General features: G+C 57.9%; 17 protein-coding genes. 12 read left to right on the top strand and 5 right to left on the bottom strand.

The window, feature by feature from the left end; genetic code table 11:
- Window positions 1-69 precede the first annotated feature (69 nt).
- The 10 genes from U0025_RS04770 to U0025_RS04725 all read left to right on the top strand — a co-directional run bounded on the left by U0025_RS04770 (window position 70) and on the right by U0025_RS04725 (window position 12683).
- Window positions 70-1689: a capsular polysaccharide export protein, LipB/KpsS family gene (locus U0025_RS04770; protein WP_323156755.1), complete on the top strand. Its 1620-nt coding sequence runs from the start codon at window positions 70-72 to the stop codon at window positions 1687-1689.
- On the top strand, window positions 1686-2924 hold the full coding sequence (locus U0025_RS04765; protein ID WP_004211640.1) for a capsule biosynthesis protein: 1239 nt from the start codon (window positions 1686-1688) through the stop codon (window positions 2922-2924). The genes U0025_RS04770 and U0025_RS04765 overlap by 4 nt, the downstream gene beginning before the upstream one ends.
- Complete coding sequence (locus tag U0025_RS04760; RefSeq protein ID WP_004211639.1) at window positions 2921-4192, top strand: glycosyltransferase family 4 protein; 1272 nt, start codon at window positions 2921-2923, stop codon at window positions 4190-4192. The genes U0025_RS04765 and U0025_RS04760 overlap by 4 nt, the downstream gene beginning before the upstream one ends.
- The gene (locus tag U0025_RS04755; RefSeq protein WP_004211638.1) at window positions 4186-5001 is read left to right on the top strand and encodes an ABC transporter permease; all 816 of its coding nucleotides are present in this window, start codon (window positions 4186-4188) and stop codon (window positions 4999-5001) included. The genes U0025_RS04760 and U0025_RS04755 overlap by 7 nt, the downstream gene beginning before the upstream one ends.
- Window positions 5002-5006: 5 nt before the next feature.
- On the top strand, window positions 5007-6281 hold the full coding sequence (locus U0025_RS04750; RefSeq protein WP_004211637.1) for a hypothetical protein: 1275 nt from the start codon (window positions 5007-5009) through the stop codon (window positions 6279-6281).
- 12 nt (window positions 6282-6293) lie between these two features.
- On the top strand, window positions 6294-8774 hold the full coding sequence (locus tag U0025_RS04745) for a glycosyltransferase family 4 protein (protein WP_004211636.1): 2481 nt from the start codon (window positions 6294-6296) through the stop codon (window positions 8772-8774).
- Between the two features lie 54 nt (window positions 8775-8828).
- Window positions 8829-9935, top strand: coding sequence for an FkbM family methyltransferase (locus U0025_RS04740; protein ID WP_147373612.1), 1107 nt, complete (start codon window positions 8829-8831; stop codon window positions 9933-9935).
- A 110-nt stretch (window positions 9936-10045) separates the two neighbouring features.
- Window positions 10046-10759, top strand: a complete 714-nt coding sequence (locus tag U0025_RS04735; RefSeq protein WP_004211634.1) for a class I SAM-dependent methyltransferase — start codon at window positions 10046-10048, stop codon at window positions 10757-10759.
- A complete protein-coding gene (locus tag U0025_RS04730; RefSeq protein ID WP_004211633.1) occupies window positions 10756-11799 on the top strand; it encodes a hypothetical protein in 1044 nt (347 codons plus the stop codon). The genes U0025_RS04735 and U0025_RS04730 overlap by 4 nt, the downstream gene beginning before the upstream one ends.
- Window positions 11796-12683, top strand: a complete 888-nt coding sequence (locus tag U0025_RS04725) for a class I SAM-dependent methyltransferase (protein WP_004211632.1) — start codon at window positions 11796-11798, stop codon at window positions 12681-12683. The genes U0025_RS04730 and U0025_RS04725 overlap by 4 nt, the downstream gene beginning before the upstream one ends.
- Window positions 12684-12740: 57 nt before the next feature.
- Here U0025_RS04725 and U0025_RS04720 read toward each other — a convergent pair whose 3' ends face one another.
- The 4 genes from U0025_RS04720 to U0025_RS04705 are packed head-to-tail and all read right to left on the bottom strand — an operon-like array spanning window position 12741 to window position 18227.
- Window positions 12741-14486, bottom strand: coding sequence for a methyltransferase domain-containing protein (locus U0025_RS04720; protein ID WP_004211631.1), 1746 nt, complete (start codon window positions 14484-14486; stop codon window positions 12741-12743).
- Entirely contained in the window at window positions 14483-15580 is a 1098-nt protein-coding gene (locus U0025_RS04715) for a polysaccharide biosynthesis/export family protein (protein WP_169331142.1), read from the bottom strand. The genes U0025_RS04720 and U0025_RS04715 overlap by 4 nt, the downstream gene beginning before the upstream one ends.
- 41 nt (window positions 15581-15621) lie before the next feature.
- Window positions 15622-16983, bottom strand: coding sequence for a glycosyltransferase family 4 protein (locus U0025_RS04710; protein WP_004211627.1), 1362 nt, complete (start codon window positions 16981-16983; stop codon window positions 15622-15624).
- Complete coding sequence (locus U0025_RS04705; protein WP_004211625.1) at window positions 16980-18227, bottom strand: glycosyltransferase family 4 protein; 1248 nt, start codon at window positions 18225-18227, stop codon at window positions 16980-16982. Before U0025_RS04705 ends, U0025_RS04710 begins: the two co-directional genes overlap by 4 nt.
- A 116-nt stretch (window positions 18228-18343) precedes the next feature.
- On the opposite strand from U0025_RS04705, the gene U0025_RS04700 reads away from it, so the two are divergent.
- Window positions 18344-19006: an ABC transporter ATP-binding protein gene (locus tag U0025_RS04700; RefSeq protein ID WP_037492149.1), complete on the top strand. Its 663-nt coding sequence runs from the start codon at window positions 18344-18346 to the stop codon at window positions 19004-19006.
- Window positions 19007-19771: 765 nt separating this feature from the next.
- Entirely contained in the window at window positions 19772-20311 is a 540-nt protein-coding gene (locus tag U0025_RS04695; RefSeq protein ID WP_004211621.1) for a hypothetical protein, read from the top strand.
- A gap of 9 nt (window positions 20312-20320) precedes the next feature.
- Here U0025_RS04695 and U0025_RS04690 read toward each other — a convergent pair whose 3' ends face one another.
- Window positions 20321-20803: a helix-turn-helix domain-containing protein gene (locus tag U0025_RS04690; RefSeq protein ID WP_004211619.1), complete on the bottom strand. Its 483-nt coding sequence runs from the start codon at window positions 20801-20803 to the stop codon at window positions 20321-20323.
- Window positions 20804-20872 lie beyond the last annotated feature (69 nt).

Genomic DNA, 20872 nt, shown 5'->3' with positions numbered 1-20872 from the left:
CGCAATTTAACCGGCACCCATTTTCGACGATACTCCGCCCAGCGCATTCGGGAGTGCGCATCAGGCAGGGTGGACAGTGCAATTCTGATCAGCGAGCGCATTGCGGGTTTCGGGCAAAACCGAAGATGGGGCGGCATGTTAGCCAGTCGCCGGCCGGTGCTGCGCGCACCTCCTTTCCCTGGCTCCAAGCCAGTTGGACGGCCGGCACTGCGGAAGCCCGGCCAACTGACCGCATCATATTCACATACCATCGATATTAATGAGATTTCCGCACAAATTGCCAAGGCGCGGGTGGGTGGAGATTTCTGGCAGCCGTCCCCATCACGGCCAACCAATCCACGGCCGTCAGTCGCAATGGAACGGCCCTCTCTCACCTTCGATCCATGGCCAATGATTGAAGAGAGCCAGCCAATCATTGCCGCCAGCGGCACCGAGATGGCGTTGCTTGCCGCCGCCGCTGGATGCGCAGTGCTGCGCCCAGGAGACCGTCGGCCATACCCGCGCGACAATCTGTTGGGCAACCTCCTCCATCGCCTTGTTGCGTTCGACTATTTCGATCCGTGGAATGGGCAGCCGATCTCGATTGCTGCGTGGATAGACATTCTCGCAGAGTGGCGGCGCACGATCGATCGAAATCGTGAGATTGCCGTAGTGTGCGGCATTGCGGCTTGGAAGCGCTCTGCCCTGGCTACACATCTTTGGTCCGGCAAGGCGCCGACATTTACAAAGACACCTCCGGAAGGACCCTCCCCGCCTGGAAAAAATGTCGCCGTCTGGCCGTCCCGTGTTTCTCCAGCGGACCGCGACCGGGTTCGCGCCGACGATGGCCTGATCGTCCAGATCGAAGACGGTTTTATCCGTTCCGCCGGACTTGGCTCACGGTTGGTTCCTCCTTGTTCCATCGTGGTCGATTGGTCGGGTATCTACTACGATCCTCGTGAGACGAGCGACCTCGAAACCCTCCTTTCCAGCGCCGAGCTCGGAGCGGATTTGTGCCGTCGCGCGGCAAACCTCATCCAATTTCTCTCGCGCCATGGAATTACAAAATATGGTAGCGAGCGTGGCACCTTGCTCAGCCTGTCTGACAGGAGGCGCAAAGTGCTCGTTGCCGGGCAAGTGGCCGACGATCGAAGTGTTCGGCTGGGCCGCGCGGATGTCACGAATTCGCTCGACTTGTTGCGACGTGTTCGCGAGATCGAAACTGACGCCTACATCATCTTCAAACCGCACCCTGATGTGGTTGCTGGCCTACGCCCAGGGCACGTTCCCGTGAGTGAGGCCGCGCGCTATGTCGACCTCGTCCTGCCGGACGCGTCGATCGATGATTTGCTCAACAACGTGGACGCCGTTCATGTCCTGACGTCACTGACAGGCTTTGAAGCTTTGCTCCGCGGTCGCGAGGTGATCACACACGGGCAGCCCTTTTACGCCGGGTGGGGCCTCACACGCGATCTTGCTGAACCCATCGCCCGCCGCAACCGTGTTCTGACACTCGAGCAGCTCGTTGCCGCGACCCTCATTCTTTACCCGCGATATTTTGATCCAGTGACCGGCTTGCCATGCCCGCCCGAAGTTCTCTCCCAGCGCTTTTCGGTCGGCTCGATGCCCAAACCCGGCTTCCTTCAGGTGTTTCGTTCGATTCAGGGCCGATTGAACCTCGTTCGACGCAAGCAGGCCATGCTCCAATGACGCAACGGTCTTTCCTTTTCCTTCAGGGGCCGCCTGGCCCGTTCTTCAGGCAACTCGCGTCTGGTTTGCGCGCGCGTGGACACCATTGCCACCGCATCAACCTGAACGGTGGCGACTGGTTCGATTGGCGAGGACCATCAGACAGTTTCCGAGGCACGCTGGATGACTGGTCAGGCTACCTTCACGAGGTGATCGAGCGCCATCAAGTGACGGACGTCATTCTGTTTGGGGACTGCCGCCAATATCATCTCAGCGCGCGAGTTTGCGCCATGAACCGCGAGGTCGCGGTTCATGTCTTTGAGGAAGGGTATATCCGTCCGGATTGGGTTACGCTCGAACGGGACGGCGTGAATGGCAATTCTAGCCTACCACGCGACCCGGACGCTTATATCTGCCTGGCGAGGCAGTTACCCCCTGTCCCCACTCACAATCATGTTGCACCAAATTTTCGACAGCGCGCAACCGAAGCCATGGCCTATTGCCTCGCTACCCTTCTGCTGGCGCCTCGTTTCCCGAACTACGTGTCGCACCGGCCTTATCCGATCCTATCAGAACTGCGCGGTTGGATTGCACGCATCATGGCGCGGCCGATAGCTCTTCGGCGCTCGGCAAAATCTTTGGCTGAACTCGGCTCACGCCGCTATTTTCTTCTGCCTCTTCAACTGGACTCCGACCATCAGATTCGCATCCATTCCCCGTTTTCGGGGATGGCGGTTGCGCTCGAAGCTATCGTCAGATCTTTCGCGGCACATGCAGCCAAGGACATCGTCCTGCTTGTGAAGGAACATCCGATCGACAACGGCCTTCATGCTTGGCGCAATATCGTTGTCGATTTGGCGCGGGCGCATGGAGTCGCCGATCGGGTACTCTTCATCGCAGATGGCGATCTCTACACGATTGTCGATCGGGCTTCCGGTGTAGTGACGGTCAACAGCACGACAGGCACATTGGCTCTTGCGTCCGGAATACCGGTCATCGTGCTTGGTAAGGCCATCTATGATCTGCCCGGTATAACCCATCAGCACTCGCTTGATGCGTTCTGGGTGAGGCCGACCGCTCCCTCCCCGGATGTCTATGAAGCCTTTCGCCGGGTCGTTGTCGCGCGATGCCTGCTATATGGGGGCTTCAGCAGCGCAAGAGCCCGCGCCTTGCTGCTCCCGGAGGCCATCACGCGCCTTGGTGGGATACAGGGGAGAACCCTGAGGGCCGCACCTTACGCGAAGGTGGCGGCATGAAGATGTTCAATGAAATACTGGACGGCGGTGGTGGATGCCCAATCCAAAACCTTGCGTTGCAGAGAGCCCGCCCCGAGCTGGTTCTTGACTTATCGCGCCTGATAGCTCGCGTGTTGCACCCTGCCCCAACCGGTGTCGATCGGGTCGAAATGGCATATGCACGCAATCTCATGGATCGTGCAGGCGACCGATTGCGTTTCTCCGCCATTCACCCATGCGGTGTCTACGGCCGGCTACGCGATGCAGATGTTCGGGCCTTCATCGACCACACGCTCAAGCGCTGGGAATTTGGTGGCGTCTACGAGGATCCTGCAGTGCGTTACCGCCACGCGATGCGCTGGCTCTGGCGCCTGAGGCCAAGGTCCGTTCCTGCAAAAACGAAGCCTCGCGTGTTGATCCAGCCCTCCCCCAATCATCTCGACCGGCAAGGTACGATCGCAGCCAAGGTTCGTAAGGAGCAGGCTCGGTATATTTGCCTCGTCCATGACCTCATACCCGTGAGCCATCCCGAATATGCACGGCCGGGAGGAAGTGCTCGCCATCAGCTTCGCCTTCAAACGATCGCAAGCGAAGCCCATGGCATTCTCGTTAACTCCCAAGCGACATTGCATGCCTGCCTGCGGCACGAAGGCATGGGAATTGGGGGCAAGCCGGTTCGGGTAGCACCACTCGGGATCGACGTGCCGTCACCGGCGGTGTCGCCGTGGCTGCCGCCGCGACCGTATTTTGTAATCCTCGGCACAATTGAGCCACGCAAGAACCACCTCCTCCTGCTCCTGGTGTGGCGCGACTTGTGTGAACGCCTCGGACCAGCGCAGACACCGCACCTTCTGATTGTCGGGCGCCGGGGCTGGGAAAATGAAAACGTCCTGGATTTGCTTGAGCGCTGCACTGTGCTGAACGGCGTCGTCCGAGAGCTCGACCGACTTCCCGACCAGGAACTGCGCAGCGTCCTCGCTGGAGCTCGAGCGCTCTTGATGCCCTCTTTCGCCGAGGGGTTTGGGCTGCCCATAGCAGAGGCATTGGCAACAGGTGTCCCGGTGATCGCCAGCGATCTAGCCTCCCATCGTGAAGCCGGCGGCGATGTGCCCGACTACCTTGACCCTCTCGATGGCGCGGCGTGGCGTCAAGCGGTGCTTGCGTATGCCGATTTGGCGAGCACGCGCAGACTAACCCAGATGGCACGGATCGCGACTTGGTCGCCCACGTCTTGGACATGTCATATCGACGCTGTGCTGGATCTCGCCGACGAGGTGGTGGCATGCTGAATGCGAGACCAAAGCCTCGATTCCGCTCCAAGACGCTGGACGGACTTGACGTGCAACGCCACGTGATCGGGGCGCTTCTCATTCGAGAACTCCACACACGCTATGGTCGCGACAACATTGGTTCGATGTGGATGTTTCTTGAGCCACTCCTGCTCGCAGTTGCGGTCGCGTTCCTACATGCAAGCAGCGGCAAAGGACATCCTGGCTCGGACATTCGCATCATTCCTTTCGCGCTCACTGGCTATACTGTGTTCATGATCTTTCGGTCGATCGTAACCCGGTCGGAATCTGCCCTCGAAGCGAACAGACCTTTGCTCTTTCATCGCATGGTCACTATCTTCGACTTGCTTTTCTCTCGTGCCTTGCTGGAACTGATCGCAACGTCCGGCGCGCTCGCGATACTTTTCAGCCTCGCCGTCGCGACTGGCCTGGCAGAACCAGTGGGGCGCCCTCTTCGGCTGATGGCAGCAATTGTGTTGCTTGCCTGGTTCGCATTCGCTCTCTCGATGGGAATTGCTGCCGGCGTTCATATCAGCAAAGCCTTCAGCAAGTTCGTTCATCCGGCGACATACATCGCAATGCCTTTGTCCGGCGCCTTCTTCCTTCTTGAGTGGATTCCTCTGCCCTACCGCGAATGGCTGAGTTGGTCACCGCTCAACCAGATCTTTGAGATGGTCCATAGCGGCGTCTTCAAGAGCTACGACAGCCCCTATTTCGATCCACTCTACATCATTGGCTGGTGCATGGCCTTGACGGTGTTTGGGTGCCTTCTCCTGCGCGTTCTCCGACGTCACCTCCACTTGAGTTGATGCATATGAAAAACCAATCATCGCCCGCACCAATTGCACCGTCTCCAGACCGAGAAGAAGACTCTCAGGCCCGTTCTGAGGCCTTGAGACCTCTGCTGCTTTCCTCTTTCCCGCCTACCGAGGACCGCGAACAACTTTTTGGGGAGGCTGCTGATGACAATGGTGTCTTCGATTACGATGAACCGCCACCTCAGAAAGGATGGAGGCGGTTCGTACACCCCTTCCTGCTCGTCGTTCTGCTACCCACGCTGGTGGTTGCAGGTTTCGAGTATCTAGTTGCCGCTGACCAGTATGAGTCCAGCGCTCAGTTCATTGTGCGCACACCGCAGCAGAACAATTCCGTAAACAGTCTCGGGCAGATGCTTGGTATCGGCGCGGGTAGCACGCCAGCAGATGTTCACAGTGTCGATGCCTATCTGCTGTCGCACGATGCGGTCAGCGCACTCGGCCGCGATCGTCTGGTTGCAATGTTCCGTCATACCGATTCTGATCCGGTAACGCGTCTCTGGTTCGCCGATCCCGAGCCTGAAACACTGCTCAAATATTATCGCGGCAAAGTGAATGTCACGACATCTTCCGAAACAGGTATCACGCTCCTCTCCGTGCGAGGCTTCCAACGGAACGATGCGAAAGCACTTGCGGATGATTTGCTCAAGCTTGGGGAACAGCGCGTCAATCTGCTGAACCAGCGCATGTTCGAGGCCGGATTGACGGCTGCAAGCCGGCAAGTCCGTGAAGCCGAAGGGGCGATCGACGAGGCCGACCGGCAGATGACGGAATTCCGTCAAGCCCGCAGGGACGCCGATCCAGAGCGAACCAGCAGCGCCGAAATCCAACTTGCGACGTCGCTTCAGGAGCGTGCGGCGCAAGCCCGTGCGCAGCTCGACGCCATGGCCGCAGTGCTTCCTTCGAGCGCGCCGCAATATTCCGCCACAGTACGAAGGGTCACGGCGCTTGAACGACAAGTTGCAGCTGTAAAAGGCAGGCTCGCTGGCTCCGAGGGTTCGGTCGCTGCGGGACTGGGTGAGTATGAGCAACTTCAGGTGCGCCAGCAACTCGCTGCGAAGCGTTTTGAGGCAGCCCAGGCGAGCTTTCAATCGGCGCGAGAGCAACTCGTCAAGCAACAGCTCTTCATCATCCCGGTCGTCAAACCTAATCTGCCAGGCAAGTCTCTCTATCCCGAGCGCCTCACGATCATCGCCATCGTCTTTTTCGGCCTCCTTTTCGCCTATGCGATTGGATGGCTGATCCTCTCCGGTTTCCGCGAACATGCCGAGTAACGGGTATTCTCCATGCTAACGCAACTCCTCAAATATCGAAAATCAGCCGGCGTCGCGGTGACACCGCGCGTCCACAAGGTGCTCCAAGCCGCAAACAGTGCTCGCGATGCTCGCGACTTCCTCAGGGCCGCGGGATTGTTCCGTGATGCGCTCGATCAGGATCCATCCTTGTCTCATGTCTGGGTGCAATATGGCCACATGCTGCGCGAGGCCGATGAATTCGTTACAGCTGAAAGCGCCTATAACGAAGCGCTCAAACGGGGATCTGTCAGCGATCCCCATCTGCACCTCGGGCACCTTTACAAGGTTCGTGGCCAGCTCAGCAAAGCCGCTCAAAGCTATCTTGCCGCAGCTCGTGCCGATCCCACAAATGGCGATGCCTTGGCCGAGCTTCACCGGCTCATGGCCTGCGGCATCGAAATCACCCCAGAGGACATCATGGCGATCACCGAGACCACAGCAGACGATATCCTAGAGATCGTTGATCCAATCACGCCCGCCGCTGCCCGGGTGCGTTCGGCAATTGATACGTTAGCCATGGTACTGCGCGAGAATGGCGCAGAGGAAGACGCTATTCGCTTCGAAGACACGCGAGAATTGCTTGAAACTCTGAGGCCGCAGACGGACGACGCGACCGAGAGCGGGAATGGAGAAGACACAGCAACCGCCATCGTTTTCGACATTTCCGATCTCATCTCATATTTTAACAATGCCCGGTTGCCGACCGGCATCCAGCGCGTGCAAATCGAGGTGATTTCAGCTGCGCTCCGCCAAGAGCGACGAACAGTGAAGATTTGCGCTTTCCTCGAACATCGAGATGAGTGGGTAGAAATCTCACCCGCCATGTTCCAGTTAGGCTGCCGACTCAGCTTGACGAGCGGCGATCTCAAAGCACCCGAATGGCTGGCCTTCCTTACGAAGCTACGCCTTGCGATGACCGTTTCTGATGCAATGGCTTTTCCGCGCGGCGCATTCCTTGTCAACCTTGGCACATCCTGGTGGTTGCAGAACTATTTTCTCTATGTACGGCAGGCCAAGACCGCATATGGCATTCGGTATGTGCCCTTCGTCCACGACCTTATCCCGGTCATGGCAAGCGAGCATTGCACACGGGAGCTAACACAGGACTTTATCAGTTGGGCACTCGGTGCGTTCGACCATGCAGATTTCTTCCTGGTGAACTCCGAGGCGACGAAGCGAGACCTTTTGCGAGTGGCCGCGCTGCTCGAACATGTTGTAGATGAACGAAATATCGTCGTAGTCCGCCTAGATGCCGACTTTCGCAAACCGACCACTACATCCCTGTCCGATCGAGAATTATCCAAGTGGGGCCTAGGGCGGTCGGAGTTCGTTCTGTTCGTCTCGACGATAGAATCCCGAAAAAATCATATCGGCGCGTTTGATGCTTGGATCAGTCTGCTTCGCAGTCACAGGCCGCGATCAGTGCCCAAGCTCGTTTGTGTCGGTAACAAAGGTTGGCTCAACGATGCGGTCTATGCGCGCCTCGCTTCACACGATGGGCTGCGTGACAAGGTTGTTATGTTATCAGGCTTGTCGGATGCCGAGCTCGACCTTTTATATCGTGCCTGCCTCTTTACCCTTTATCCAAGCAACTACGAAGGTTGGGGCTTGCCGGTCACGGAATCCTTGTGCCAGGGGAAGGTGCCTCTGCTTTCCGATGCGTCTTCTCTTCCGGAAGCGGGCGGTGCCTTCGCTCACTATTTCGAAGCGGGATCTACCCCGCGCCTCACAAAAGCGCTGGAGCAGCTGATCTTCGACGGCAGCTTCCGGACCGATAAGGAAGCATTGATCCGCAAGGACTTTCTTCCGCGGAGGTGGGGGGACATTGCCGCAGACATCGCGAATTCCATCACCGAACGGGCTATCGCTCTGCACCCGGGCGAAAACGCAGTGTGTTGTGCGCCGGTCGCAATACTCGGTGCCCACCATCCGATCGTAAGAAACTTTGAAACAAGGATTTGGCCGGGCATGCGTTCTGCCGAGATCTTCCGATCAGGTTCCGGTTGGTGGGGGCCCGATAACTGGGGATGTTGGACGAAAGCGCGAGGCGGTGCATTAAACATAGGGATCCCGGAGAACGTCGAAGGCCCTCTCCGCCTCTACCTGAGGCTGCATGGATTGCCGACTGGGAGCTGCGAGTGGCAAGCCTCGGTGACCGGCGGAAAAACAGAGCAAGGTGTCATCGATCCAGGTGCTTTCAAATGGGTATCGCTTACGATCGACTTAGTTCCACTCGATCGATGCCTGAATGTCACTGTTGAAGGCGAAGCGACGTTGGATCTGGCCACGGTCACCGGCGGGCTAGATCCGAGGATTGTCTCGGTCGGTGTGGCTGGTTTTTATTTATGTCACGCGGATGATGCAAAGGCACGTTCTCAGTTCCTGGAGGCGCTAGCGCTCGGGAATCTAGATGATCTGGCCTATAATCGTGAGCGGATAGGCAACGCAGCGGTCGCCCCATGCGAGGCATGAACCGCGAACTGGAGGTGAGCCGCGGAGCTGCAGTGGATTCGGACCGGCGGCATCGTGAAGCGCAAAGCGGGCAACGCCATGCCTGACCTTAGCCTGGAAAAAGTCAGCGAGGCTGGGCTGGTGAGCCTGTCCGAAGATGAAGACCGGATGCTTCGTCTAACTAAAATGTGGCGTGAAACCGTTGCCGACGACGCTGGCGAGATTAACCCAGCAACCCTTGCGACACTGGCCGATGTCTGGAACTGCTATCGGCTTCTCTTGAACCGGGTCCCTGATCCTATCGGAACACCGCATCATCTCGATGCGCTCCGGGATGGCATTTCGATCCATCAACTCGTCGAGCGCTTCGTGCTCGGCCACGAATTTCTGGCGCTTTATAGCCCTCCGGCCCCGCCGGGACCGCTGCTGATGGCAATCAACGGGATCGAACTGCATCTTCCCGCACCGCGGACGATTGCGGACGCGACAATGCGAGCAACAGGGTATTACAAGCCCCACCTGACCGGCGTCGTTTCCAGCATCCTGCAGCCAGCGATGTACGTTCTGGACGTGGGCGCCGGCGCAGGCCAATTTGCCGTGCGCGCGGCACGCAAGGTTGGGCCTGCCGGGCGCGTCGTGGCTCTTGAACCACATCCCGGCTCGTTGCGTTCACTTTTGGCGAACATTCTGACGCACACGCCTAATAATGTCGACGCTTTACCGTTTGGAGCAGCCGATGGAGACGGGTTCCTCACGCTCATCGACGAAGATAGCGCGTCAACATCTCGCGATGTGGTGCACTCCGATCTGACATCCGGTGACAATAGCATGGTTGTCTATGCACGCACGATCGATTCACTCATCCCGATCGACAAGCGCGTCGATGTTATCAAGATCGACCTAGACGGGTTCGACCACCGAGCTCTTCATGGTGCCTCGAAGACTCTATCGAGATGCCGGCCACATCTGCTGGCGGCATATGCGCCGAAATTGCTGACGAAACATTCGAACATTGCTCCTTCCGACTACCTGCTCGGACTTCGTCAGCTCGGATATTCAAGCTTCGTTGCGATCCCTGATAGTGAACCACCGATCGACTGCGGGCAAGACATCACGGCACTCGCATGCCTGCCGGACAAGCTTAAGTCCGAGAAGGTAGATTTTTATGCCTGGACCGAATGAAGCTATCTTGATGGCGGCGGATATCCGCCGACCCATCGCATCGTGCTGTTCAGAATCCTCCGCTGTTCTGCATGGGGTACGGCACAATATCGTTGGCGAGAGAAAATGACATGAAAGACACCGACTCAGATTGGGCAGAAATTGCGGCCACGGAGCCTTATTTCGGCGTCCTCACCGACCCGGCCTATCTACGCGGCAACATCAACGACGAAGCCTTGGAACGCTTTTGGGAAAGTGGTCGCCGGGATCTTCAATGGCAGCTTGAGATACTTCAAACACAATATGGTGCATTCAAACCCAGGAACGCGCTCGATTTCGGATGCGGGGTTGGCCGCCTTACCCGCATGATGGCAACGGTCGCCGAGAAGGTCTACGGCGTCGACGTGGCGCCGGGTATGCTGGAGATCGCACGGAAGAACGCTTCTCAGAACACCATCTACACGGACCAGGTGCCGGACGTCGAGGTCGACTGGATCAATTCACTAATCGTGTTCCAGCACATTCATCCCAGCCGGGGCACTAAGATTATCGCGGACCTGGTGGCGAAGCTGAGCAGCGGAGGTGCCATAACCTTGCACGTCACGATTGGCCGTGAAATGGGTATTTGCCGGCCCCAGGAAGATGGCGCTGAGGTCCTGCGGTGGGATGGAGAGTTCTATAGGCCGCTGGTATTCACTCCGCCAGTTGGCGGAATGACAATGTACGATTACGATCTGGGCCAGGTGATGGTCATTCTGAACAAGGCGGGGATCCACCGCTTGACGGTTCAGCACACCAATCATGGTGGCCATTATGGCGTTATCCTGATCGGCAAAAAAGCATGAAAGCCGGGAGTCAGCCGGCACGACCTGTCCAGATCGATAGGCAAGACGGACATAGTCCATTGTGGCTTGGATTTCCTGATGTGGATCCGCTGGGACGTCCGGCGCTGGCCGTTTTTTCGAGCCTGGAACAATCGCTGGGCAACCGCCTTTTGATCGCTGACGAATGGCTCTCATCCGAACTGCCAATTGCGCGCGCCCGGCTCATCGAACGGGTACGCAACGGGCATCGCATCTTTTGCTTCGGGATTGGTGCAGGTGCGAGAGCCGCGTTGTTTTTCGGCAGCGTTTTGCGCGCTGAACGCGTGATAACATGGGCGCCGTCGGCGGCACCAGGTGCCGGACCATTGGATGCCGCAGCCGTCGCAATGGCTTACGACATTGCCTCCTCCCCACCGCCCCCTCACCTCACCTCCTCCGCGCTTACTGTCCATATAACGAGTTCTTCGGACACGGTTGACACCGACATCGCACTCGCTCGAAGTTTGCGGCCCGCAGTCGGGATCAGGCTCGATAGGATTGAGGGGATTCCATATTCCGCTCTTGAGCAAGCATTGGCGCAGACCAATTATCTCTCGAGGATGATCGAGGCGATTGACCATGGCCGGCCGCTTCCCAAACCTCATCATCTACAGCGGTCATGGCTTTCAGCGTTCGCGCATCAGATAGCACTCGATCCAGCGCTGTCGCCATCCGAAGAGGGAGGTTTTGCTTTGCGCGGTACGCTCCGCAATAGCTCGCCAAAGGCATTCTCGATCGAACGGTTCGAGCGAGACCTAATTCGAGTCGGTGCAAGAATCATCTCGCCCGGTGACGATCTTACACAACCCCGCAGTGCCCGCTTCTCTTTCGGCAGCGGCGCTCTCCAGGCCGACGCGACCCTGCCCTTTTGGTTAGAAGTACCTCGAGAAGCTGTTGCCCGCGGCTTTGAGGCCCGCGTGGCGCTCGTATGTGAAGGTCGCTTCTGGTTCGATGACCACCAGTTTCCAAACGCAACCTTGAGCGTTTCAGCCGATGTGCTCCAAAAATGGAGTGCGAAATGAGTGCAGCGCCCCGCCATTTCGAAATCGAGCAGGCTGGTGAAGCTTGGCGCCAGCTCAATAATCCCGGGTCGAGCCAGCAGATCAAGGAAGCTCGCTTCCAACTGCCGGCATGGTATCGGCACGATCTCGATCCTCTCGGGACCCCTTATCGCGATCAGCAGCTCGCCCTCTGGCGAGCCATTACTGGGCGATCAGATTATCAACCTGATCGTGATGAGGAAACGCCTGAGGTTGCCAGGCTCGATCCGATACGACGTCCAGGACTCTATTCGGCAAATGATGCTATGGTCGCCGGCGACCATCTCATGGCGATGGGACATATTCTCAAGATTAGCGGCCTCACGGCCCGTCAGCGTCCACGCATTCTGGAATATGGTGCTGGATTTGGGCAGATCGCACTCACCTTCGCTCGAATAGGCTTTAGCGTCGAGACCGTGGATATCAGTGCGCACTATTGCAATGCCGTGGCGGCCTCGTCGGAACACTACAAGGTCGATCTCACTCCCTATATAGGGACATTCGGCTATAATCCCGCAGGTCAATCGCACGCCTATGACCTCGTATTCTTTTACGAGAGCTTCCACCATTGTCTTGATTTTCAGTCATTGGTCCATCGTCTCGCGGAGCTTCTGAAACCAGGCGGAAAGGTTCTGCTCGCGGGCGAGCCCATTGTCACGAACGCGCCTGATATCATGCCGTACCCTTGGGGCATCCGCTTAGATGGCGAAAATATTGCGGTGACCCACGCCCGCGGTTGGATGGAACTAGGCTTTCAGGAGGAGTTTCTGGTACGTTTGTTTGAGACTGCAGGCTTTCGGTTCGCGAAGCACCCATGCGTCAATTCACACTATGCAACAGTGTACGAATTTGTGCGACCTGAATGAAAAGGGGGACGCTATAGGCGCCCCTCCTTATACCTCGATCAAAGCGGGAATTGGCGCTCATACGCGTGCATGGAAAACCATGCGGTTGGGATAATAGTGACGGTTTACAACCTCGACTTCTGAGAAGCCGACTTCCTTGCACATAGCAATCACCGCAGATTCGTTCGGCCCGAAATAGTTCGATGCATCGTTGTTAAGCGCGCCTCCGGGGTAGAAGATCATCGCCGGTCGATCGATATCAAGTCCATCGACCCAAGTTTCGATAACCGTGACCTCGCGGCATAACGACCGCATCTTTGCGAGATAGCCGAGGGGATCGCGCGCATGATAGAGCACACCTAGAAATAGCACATAGTCGAACGTACCGTGGATGGCCGAGTCCAGCTGCTCTACGCTGACATTCAGACGCTCAACCCGGGAGTTGAGTGCGGCATGAGCCAGGCGGAAACCGCCGCCATCCTGGATATCCTCGCCATCCCAACAATAGGAGTCACTAGCGACCACGCGAGCCGCGCCACGCCTCTCGCACTCGAAGGAAAAGAATCCGTCCCATGCGCCAACATCGAGGACTGTTTTGCCGGACAGATCATCCGGCAGCACGAGCGCAGGCAGCTTGAAAGGTGTGTCGTCCATGCCCGGCGTGATGACGCCGTTGCCAAGATCGATGCGATGAAACCACTGTCGATTTTGAATAGAGTGCTCAAGATCGTCATTTGTCAAAGTCTGTTCCACGTGATCATCCTTCTCATTTGTCAGTCGCCTCGTCTCCGAGGCTGATGCTCGCCCTGCGTCGAAATCGGAGTTTTTGCGCGCAAAATAGAGGTAGGAAAGGCCGTGTATGCCGATGCTTGCATCCGGCACCACCTCCAGGACCTGCATGCCTTCGGTTGCAAGCAGGTTCAGAACTGCATGCTGAGGCACAGCGTGCAGTTCACCTGTGAGTGTTTGGCCCTTCCCCGCAAGATATTCGACAGCGTCAAAGCTGTAATCATGCAAAAATGTCGGAATCTGAAAGACCGCAATTCCGCCAGGCTTAAGACAACTGACAGCATGCCGCACGATATCGATTGCAACCGGCGGCGGCGCATATTGAAGCCCACCGATCGAGTAGAACAAGTCAGCGATATCGGCATGCTCGCGGAAGTCGGCAATTGGATGGAAATTCGCTGAGGAATGGCCGCTCTCAAGCTGAGTCTGGTTGGCGCCTGCCAGGTCCGTGGTAAGCAGCTCGAAGCCGATCAATCTGGCGTCGATATCCTCCGTTCCCTGCAATAGGCGAAAGCTTTCCGGGCCTAGCGCCGTAATGGTGAGGCCCTGCACCGCTTCCCAACCAAAGCGGGAGAGAGCTTTGGTCAAGTGCTGCAGTTCAGACCGCCCCGCTTCGAGGGTGTGGGCGCGGTTCCACCGTCCGCTTCTGCCCGAAAACCTGGCGGTATTGCGACGCAATTCCTCCCTGTAAGACCCAAGTCCGCGTATACGCCATGCTTCCAGTGTGATTTGGTAAAGTTGATCAAGTTGTTCGTGAGAGGTTTCAAGGGTGAGGATATCAGACTCTTGATATCGTTGGGCCGTTTCCATCGAAGCCACCAAGCGGCGGTTCTGGGCTTCCTGACATGACCAAATCGTTTCGATCAGGTTCCACAGGTCAGGCGATTTCGAGATATGGAAACCAGCGATGGCCGCGCCTTCAAGCTCCCGTCCAAGAAACATTCTATAGCCCCGTGCCACATCCAGAAGTGTCGGCCGCCGCAGGTTCTGGGAAGGCGTTCCCGAGGGTTCGATCGCACCTTGATCCATGTTCATTGGGTCACGACCTTTGCAGTATAGAAGGGCGAGAAGAAGAGATTGAGGATTTGCATTGCCTTTGTGGGGATGTTGGCTCCCGCGTTGCCGACATAGACCACGTCGCGCGGATGCATCTCGAAGCGCTGAGTCAGAAAATAGGCCATTGGATCGCGCATATTCACGCGATAGGCGACCGGGACGGCGCCCTCCGCCGGGGAGCCATCGAGATTAGCTGGCTCATAGCGAAAAACGAACACCGCGCGCGGGTCCGCCTGGTTCTCATTGGGGCCTGCCCCTCGGCCCAAGGCCTCGGCAAGCGATACGCGCATGTTCTGGAAAGGCACCTCCGCAGGCTTTCCCGCAGCGCCTAGCAGGGTGTACGTGCGAGGACGAAATGTGATTGACAATCGATCTTGTGGCAGGAGTTGCAGATCGTCGATCGATCCTGGTTCGATCGCGCTCAGCGGCCCTTCTGCGCTGCGGTCGCCACGGCTGATGTTTACCAGGGAATCCGCAGTGGGGTTAGCAAGGCCACCGGCGATAGCGATCGCGTCCAGAACGCGTTCACGCGCAAGTGTGAGAGGCAACCGTCCGGGCTTCTTCACGTCGCCTTGCACCACAACCGTATTGTTCACATTCTCTCGAATTGCGACCATCACCTGAGGGTTTTCCGAGTTTGCACGGTAGCGCCCGGTAAGGGTCATACCAAGTTCGTCCGGGGTCGATCCTGCTGCCTGAATGCGGCCGACCCATGGGAGCGTGATTGAGCCGTCGCGCCCGACGACTACGGGAGGCAGAGTTTCCCCCGAGCCAGTTGCCGGAGCGGCAGGATCAAGCGTGGCACCCCTGCCACCGAAAAGCGCGGCGCCGACTTCGAAAATCGATATCTGAAGAATGTCGCCGGGACCAATCCTATCGACATCCCCAGGTTGAGCCAGAACGGAGAGGCGCCCTCGACCGCTCGACGGCGCTGCTTCCAACTCCGCGACGACGGCCTCATCGAGTTCAACGAGTTCGAATTTTCCGAGATCACGCTGTGCACGTACGATCTCAACACCGGTCGGCCCGCTGGTTGGGAGCGACGCGCAGCCAGCCAGCAAAGCGGGCAGCAAGCATATTCCCGTCCGGAAGGCGAAGGAATTTCGGGGAGACATTACAGAGCTCCGGATAAGGCAAAGGGAGTGCGGTGCTCGCCTTCCAGCAACTGCAAATGAAGCTGGTTTAGAGCGTACTGATAGGGTCCGAGCGCGTAGTTTTCGGCGCGCTCATTTCCGGCAGCGATAAGTCGTGCTCGCAATTCGGCGTCGGTATCCAGCCGCGCCATGGCAGCACTGATTGCGCTTACGTCATAGGGATCAACCAGCAGAGCAGCGCCGCCGGTGATCTCAGGCAGGGCCCCGGCATCGCCCGCAATCACCGGGACCCCGGCGCGCATTGCCTCTATCGTTGGCAAGCCAAAGCCCTCGTAGAGCGAGGGGAACACCAACCCCCGTGCTCCGCGCAACAGCAAAGCGAGATGATCTGCCGGCAGATAGTCGATCCTGCGGATCTGGCTGGCACGAGATAGTGTCTTGCCGTGGGCGCCTTGAAGCAGTCGCAGTTCGCCTTCGGACTGCCATGCGGTGGGGCCTGCAATGATGAGCGGCCTATCTATGCCGGAGCCCAAATAGGCTTCGATCAGCCGGCCAACATTTTTTTTGGGCTCAGTGGCTCCGTAGAACAGGAAATAGCCCTGCGGTTCGAGATCGAATAGAGCGTGCAGGCGCCTCGCCTCGACCTCAGGTTCGCCCGCTGGCGTTTGCATGTCCGGCACCGCCTGATGGATGGTGGTTACATGGTTGGATGCAAAGCCGAGTTGCTCCATGATATCGCCACGCGACACATCTGATACGGTCAGGATATGTTCTGCGGCGCTTGCGCAGGCCTGCAGCAGCCGCTCATGATAGGCCTTGTTCTCCAGGCTCAAGTAAGGAAGCCTCAGCGGAACAAGGTCATGAATGGTGTAGATGTTGCGCGCACCAACGAGCCGGACTGGTACAGGGTAGGTCCAGTGCATGATGGCGGGTGGTTCCGGCATCCGGACTGGCAACAATCGTCCGTAGCGTAACAGATAGCGGCGCCCGATCCAGAAAAGACGATTGAGTGTGAACAGACGGTCAAAAGCTGGAACGCGAGCGCCGACGCCTTCGCGCACGACCCGGCCCGATACGGGCACTTCGACGAGATCACGTGCCCCAGGTCCCATGGCGAGACGACGAACGCGCCCCCAAGGTGTAATTTTTGCAGGCGGTTCTTCGCCCGATCGGCCTTGGGCCAGCGCGGCGAAGAAGAGGGTTTCTCGCTGGTGCAACGCACTTTTGGGGCTGACATCCAGCCCGTAAACGAGATCGATACGTCGACCCATGCCCTGGAGGGCTTCGGCCAGCGTTCGAGCATAGGTTGCAACACCAGTTCCTTGGGGCAATGCCAAGTTGAAGCCATCGATTCCGATGCGAAGGTCTGGCGGCAGGCTCATGACACTAATGTGCCTTCTTCGTTTTGCGCGAGGGCACGCGCATATAGAGCCCGCAGCCTTCGCGCGTAGCGCTCCGGTGTAAAGTTGCGCGCGCGTGCGAAGCCTTCCGTCCGAAGGCGCGCGCATAGGGCGTCGTCCTGATCGAGCCTGACTATCGCCGCTGAAATTGCGGGTATTCGGTCGGGTTCTACCAGCAGAGCTGCACCGCCCGCGACTTCGGCCGTTGCTCCCCGCGAGTTGGTCAAGACCGGGCAGCCCAATGTCATTGCTTCTGCGATCGGAAGGCCAAAACCCTCCGCGAGCGTAGGGAAAAGCAGCGCCCGGGCCCGACGGATCAAACCAAGCAAGTCAGGGCGTGGCAGGTAGTCAAGCCGGCGAACCGTCGGATGTGACCTCAGTGCCTCCTCAAGCGCTTCTTCGCCGGGAACACGAGGCCCGACAACCAACAGAGGCAGCGATGACTTGCTGAGGGCGTGAGCCTCGGCAAGGGCTATCAAATTCTTTCGGCTCTCGACCCTACCACAGAAAAGGAAATAGCGTCCGCTTTTGATGCCTTTTGGCAAGGGCGGATCAGCCTGGAGCGGCGCATCGACCGCTTGCCACGTGCTAACGACGCGATCGGATGAGACGCCTAGTTGTTCGACTATCTCGGAGCGCATCGCCTCCGTCACTGTGACGAGCAGATCGGCGCGTTCAAGGATCGCATCGAGAATACGCGCATGGCGCCCCTGCGGGATGGGCGTCAAATCCGGATGCGTGAGCGGTATAAGATCATGAATTGTATAGAGGTTGCGCGCGCCGATGACATGGAGAGGAACTGGATAGGTCCAATGCATCACAACCGGTGGGTTTTTGAAGGCCACAGGCAAAGTTCGGCCATGTATATTGAAGAAAACCTGAGCCTCGCGGAAAAGGTCCGGAACGGCTGGAACATTGGGCGCGTTGTCGGGCGCTTGCGCCATTCTTGGCGCTCGCCGAGCTGCCGCGAGCCACCGGAGTGCGCGCGAACGTGGCCGATTGCTATCGCCATCACCCAGGATCAAAGGTTCAGCGCCCGCCTCGTGCAAGCATTGGTTCAGCGTCCGGGCGTAATTGGTGACGCCTGTCCCCTCTCCGTCCTTGAGCATCCGACCTTCGATGCAAACCTGGACAGGCACGCCTCCATTAAGATCTTCAACACGGTAAACATAAGTCGGATCATACAGGCGAGATATTCGCTCCATATTACTGAGAGATTGAGTCAATTCACCTCTCCGGTAACTCTATACTTTTCATATACTACATACAGAAATGACAATGCTTGCAAGATGATCAGAGATCGGGCATGGAAGCGTCGCTTATTCTGTATGGGGCCTGTGACATGATCCGTTTCTCGAATGTCGGCATGACCTATCACGCGCGCAATTTGCGCAAGACGGTTCTTCACGACGCCAGCTTCGTGATTCAGCGGGGCGAATCGATTGGTGTGTGCGGCGCCAACGGAGCCGGAAAGTCGACGCTTCTGCGATTGTTCGCGGGCGTCGAGTATCCCACATCGGGTAGAATCACTCGCAGGATGAGCGTATCGTGGCCCATCGGCTATTCCAGCGCTTTCCAGTCCAGCCTTACGGGGGCTGACAATGCGCGCTTTATCGCGCGCATCTATCGCCGTCCGGCGGCACCGCTGCTTGCCTATGTCGAAGATTTTGCCCAGCTGGGGGCTTATCTGCATCAACCTGTGCGAACATATTCGTCCGGCATGCAGGCACGGCTCGCTTTTGCGATCAGCCTCGCGATCCGCTTCGACTGCTATCTCGTCGACGAGGTTACGGCCGTGGGCGACGAGCGCTTTCGCCAGAGATCGCAGGAAGCGTTGGCAAGCCGCGGCCGAGAAGGGACACTCATCATGGTCTCTCATGCGCCGGAAACGTTGCGCGCTTATTGCCAGCGCGGAGCGGTCCTCGCCAACAACAGGCTGTCCTTTTACGACACGATCGACGAAGCGCTGGCCGTTCACGCTTGGAATCAGCGACGATCGGCGTGACGTCTGGCGTCCTCGCCAGGAATAATCGATCTGCCGCGTGGCTTCTCGCACGCCGTCCCCCTGCTCGACCGTTCAAATCCGGCGGCGACAGGCGCGCGCCTAACTGCGAACGGTTAAGCAGATTCCGGTCGCCATTTCAGTTGTGGGTTCCCGCATTCTTCCGGACTTGATCTGAATTTTGGCCAGCACTTCTGAAGAGGCATTAATTTCGAGATTTCGGGCGCTTATTGTTGCTTTCGGCCTAGCGGGAGCGGCAGCGCGTGCGACCTTCTGCGTGCCTGGTTGGCCGTCATCGCTCCAAGTCATCGGCGTGACACACCAGGAAACTAGACACCCTGCACTAGGGATTCTCCTAGGGGATTGCTGCATCGCAATCGGAGTGGAGGTGGGGGATGTAAGCAGCGCGCTTGAGCTCCGCATGCCACAGCGACACGGTCGGGGATGCCGATGTATCCCCTTGAGACAATTGTGAGACACCGTCTTCTTGCAATTACTCGAGGTTTTGCTTACCGACCTTGCTGCTCGTGGAGACGCGAGCGGAGGCGTGGAAACCTCCTCAATGACTCAGAGCCGGCCAGCTTTGGCTACCGGGCAGCGGACGCGTATGTCCAAGGCCCCGGCCTAAAGGCGTTCGCGCCTGATCTGAGTCTCAGGTTTCCAATGCCCGGTTTCGCGGGGCTATAGCACTTCCATTTTCGGAACGTGCTTCCGGCTGCCCAATTGAGATGCACGAACTTGTTTTCGTAAGGTCACGCAGGATCGATCATGGAGAAGTCACCCGAATCTGGCACGTCGGCTGAGGACAACGAGGAGAATGACGAATTCCTCTGCGCCATTGCCGCTGAGTCCATAAACGACGCGATCGTGCTTTTGCGGGAATTGAACTCGGGACCATCGATCGCGATGCCGCATCTCGAGAACGCCCTGACTTTGCTGGCGACCGATGGGCACAGCGTCGCCGATTGTGCAGAATCGACAGGCGCGCCTGGCATTAAAAGCGCCGTCCCCGGAGCCGGGCTTTCGCCGATGGCCATTGATCTCATCGTGGAACGCCGCCTGCGCGAACTCGACGCAGATATGAAGCAATTCGCCCAGAAAAAGCAGATCCTTCAACCTCATATGCAATCCGAGGTTGTCACCCAAACACGGCAGCAGGCCATTGCGCTGATGATCGAGGCCCTTAGTCTTCTCGATAGTGTGCGAGATGATGAGGCGACAGGTCATCTGCAATTGGCGCTCGACCGAGCGATCGGCCAACAGCCGGACATCTTGACCAGAAGGCGTCGCCAGCAAAAGCCTCATTAAAACTTCCAGTTAGTTCGGTTTGATCAGGTCTTCCACACAGACAGGTCCCGCCCTCAGTTTCTTGCGCCATCTTCCCGGGGTAATGCCGGTCAGGCGCCGGAATGCCTTCGTGTAATGGCTCTGATCCGAAAAGCCGCATTCTGCGGCAATCTCGCTCAACGTAAGCTTCTGGTCATGCAGTAGGGACGCAGAGCGTGTGATACGCTGGCGCAAGTGCCAGCCATAGGGCGGAATACCGACAGTGTTCTTGAACGCTTTCGTAAAGTACGCCGTCGACATTCCCAGCCCCTGGGCGATTTGCGCTACCTCAAGAACACCGGTCATTTGGTCGAACATCAACTCCTGCGCTCGTTTCAGTTGCCACGGGGCCAGTTTCATCCCCTTGTGGTTTCGGCGGGTGTGAATCATCTTGTTCAGCACTTGATCTACCGGCTGGCGGTCAGCATCATCGCTCAAACTACTCTTGCCTGCCGGCAAAGCGCCATGAACCATCAGCATCTCCTGTAAAAAAAGGATGGACGGGAATTCGGCAACTCAATCAGCCTCGATACGCGAGCGCCC

It is taken from the genome of Sphingobium yanoikuyae (assembly GCF_034424525.1).
Classification (GTDB): domain Bacteria; phylum Pseudomonadota; class Alphaproteobacteria; order Sphingomonadales; family Sphingomonadaceae; genus Sphingobium; species Sphingobium yanoikuyae.
Note: the sequence above shows the minus strand (reverse complement) of the source record. Positions and strands in the feature narration are given on the sequence as shown.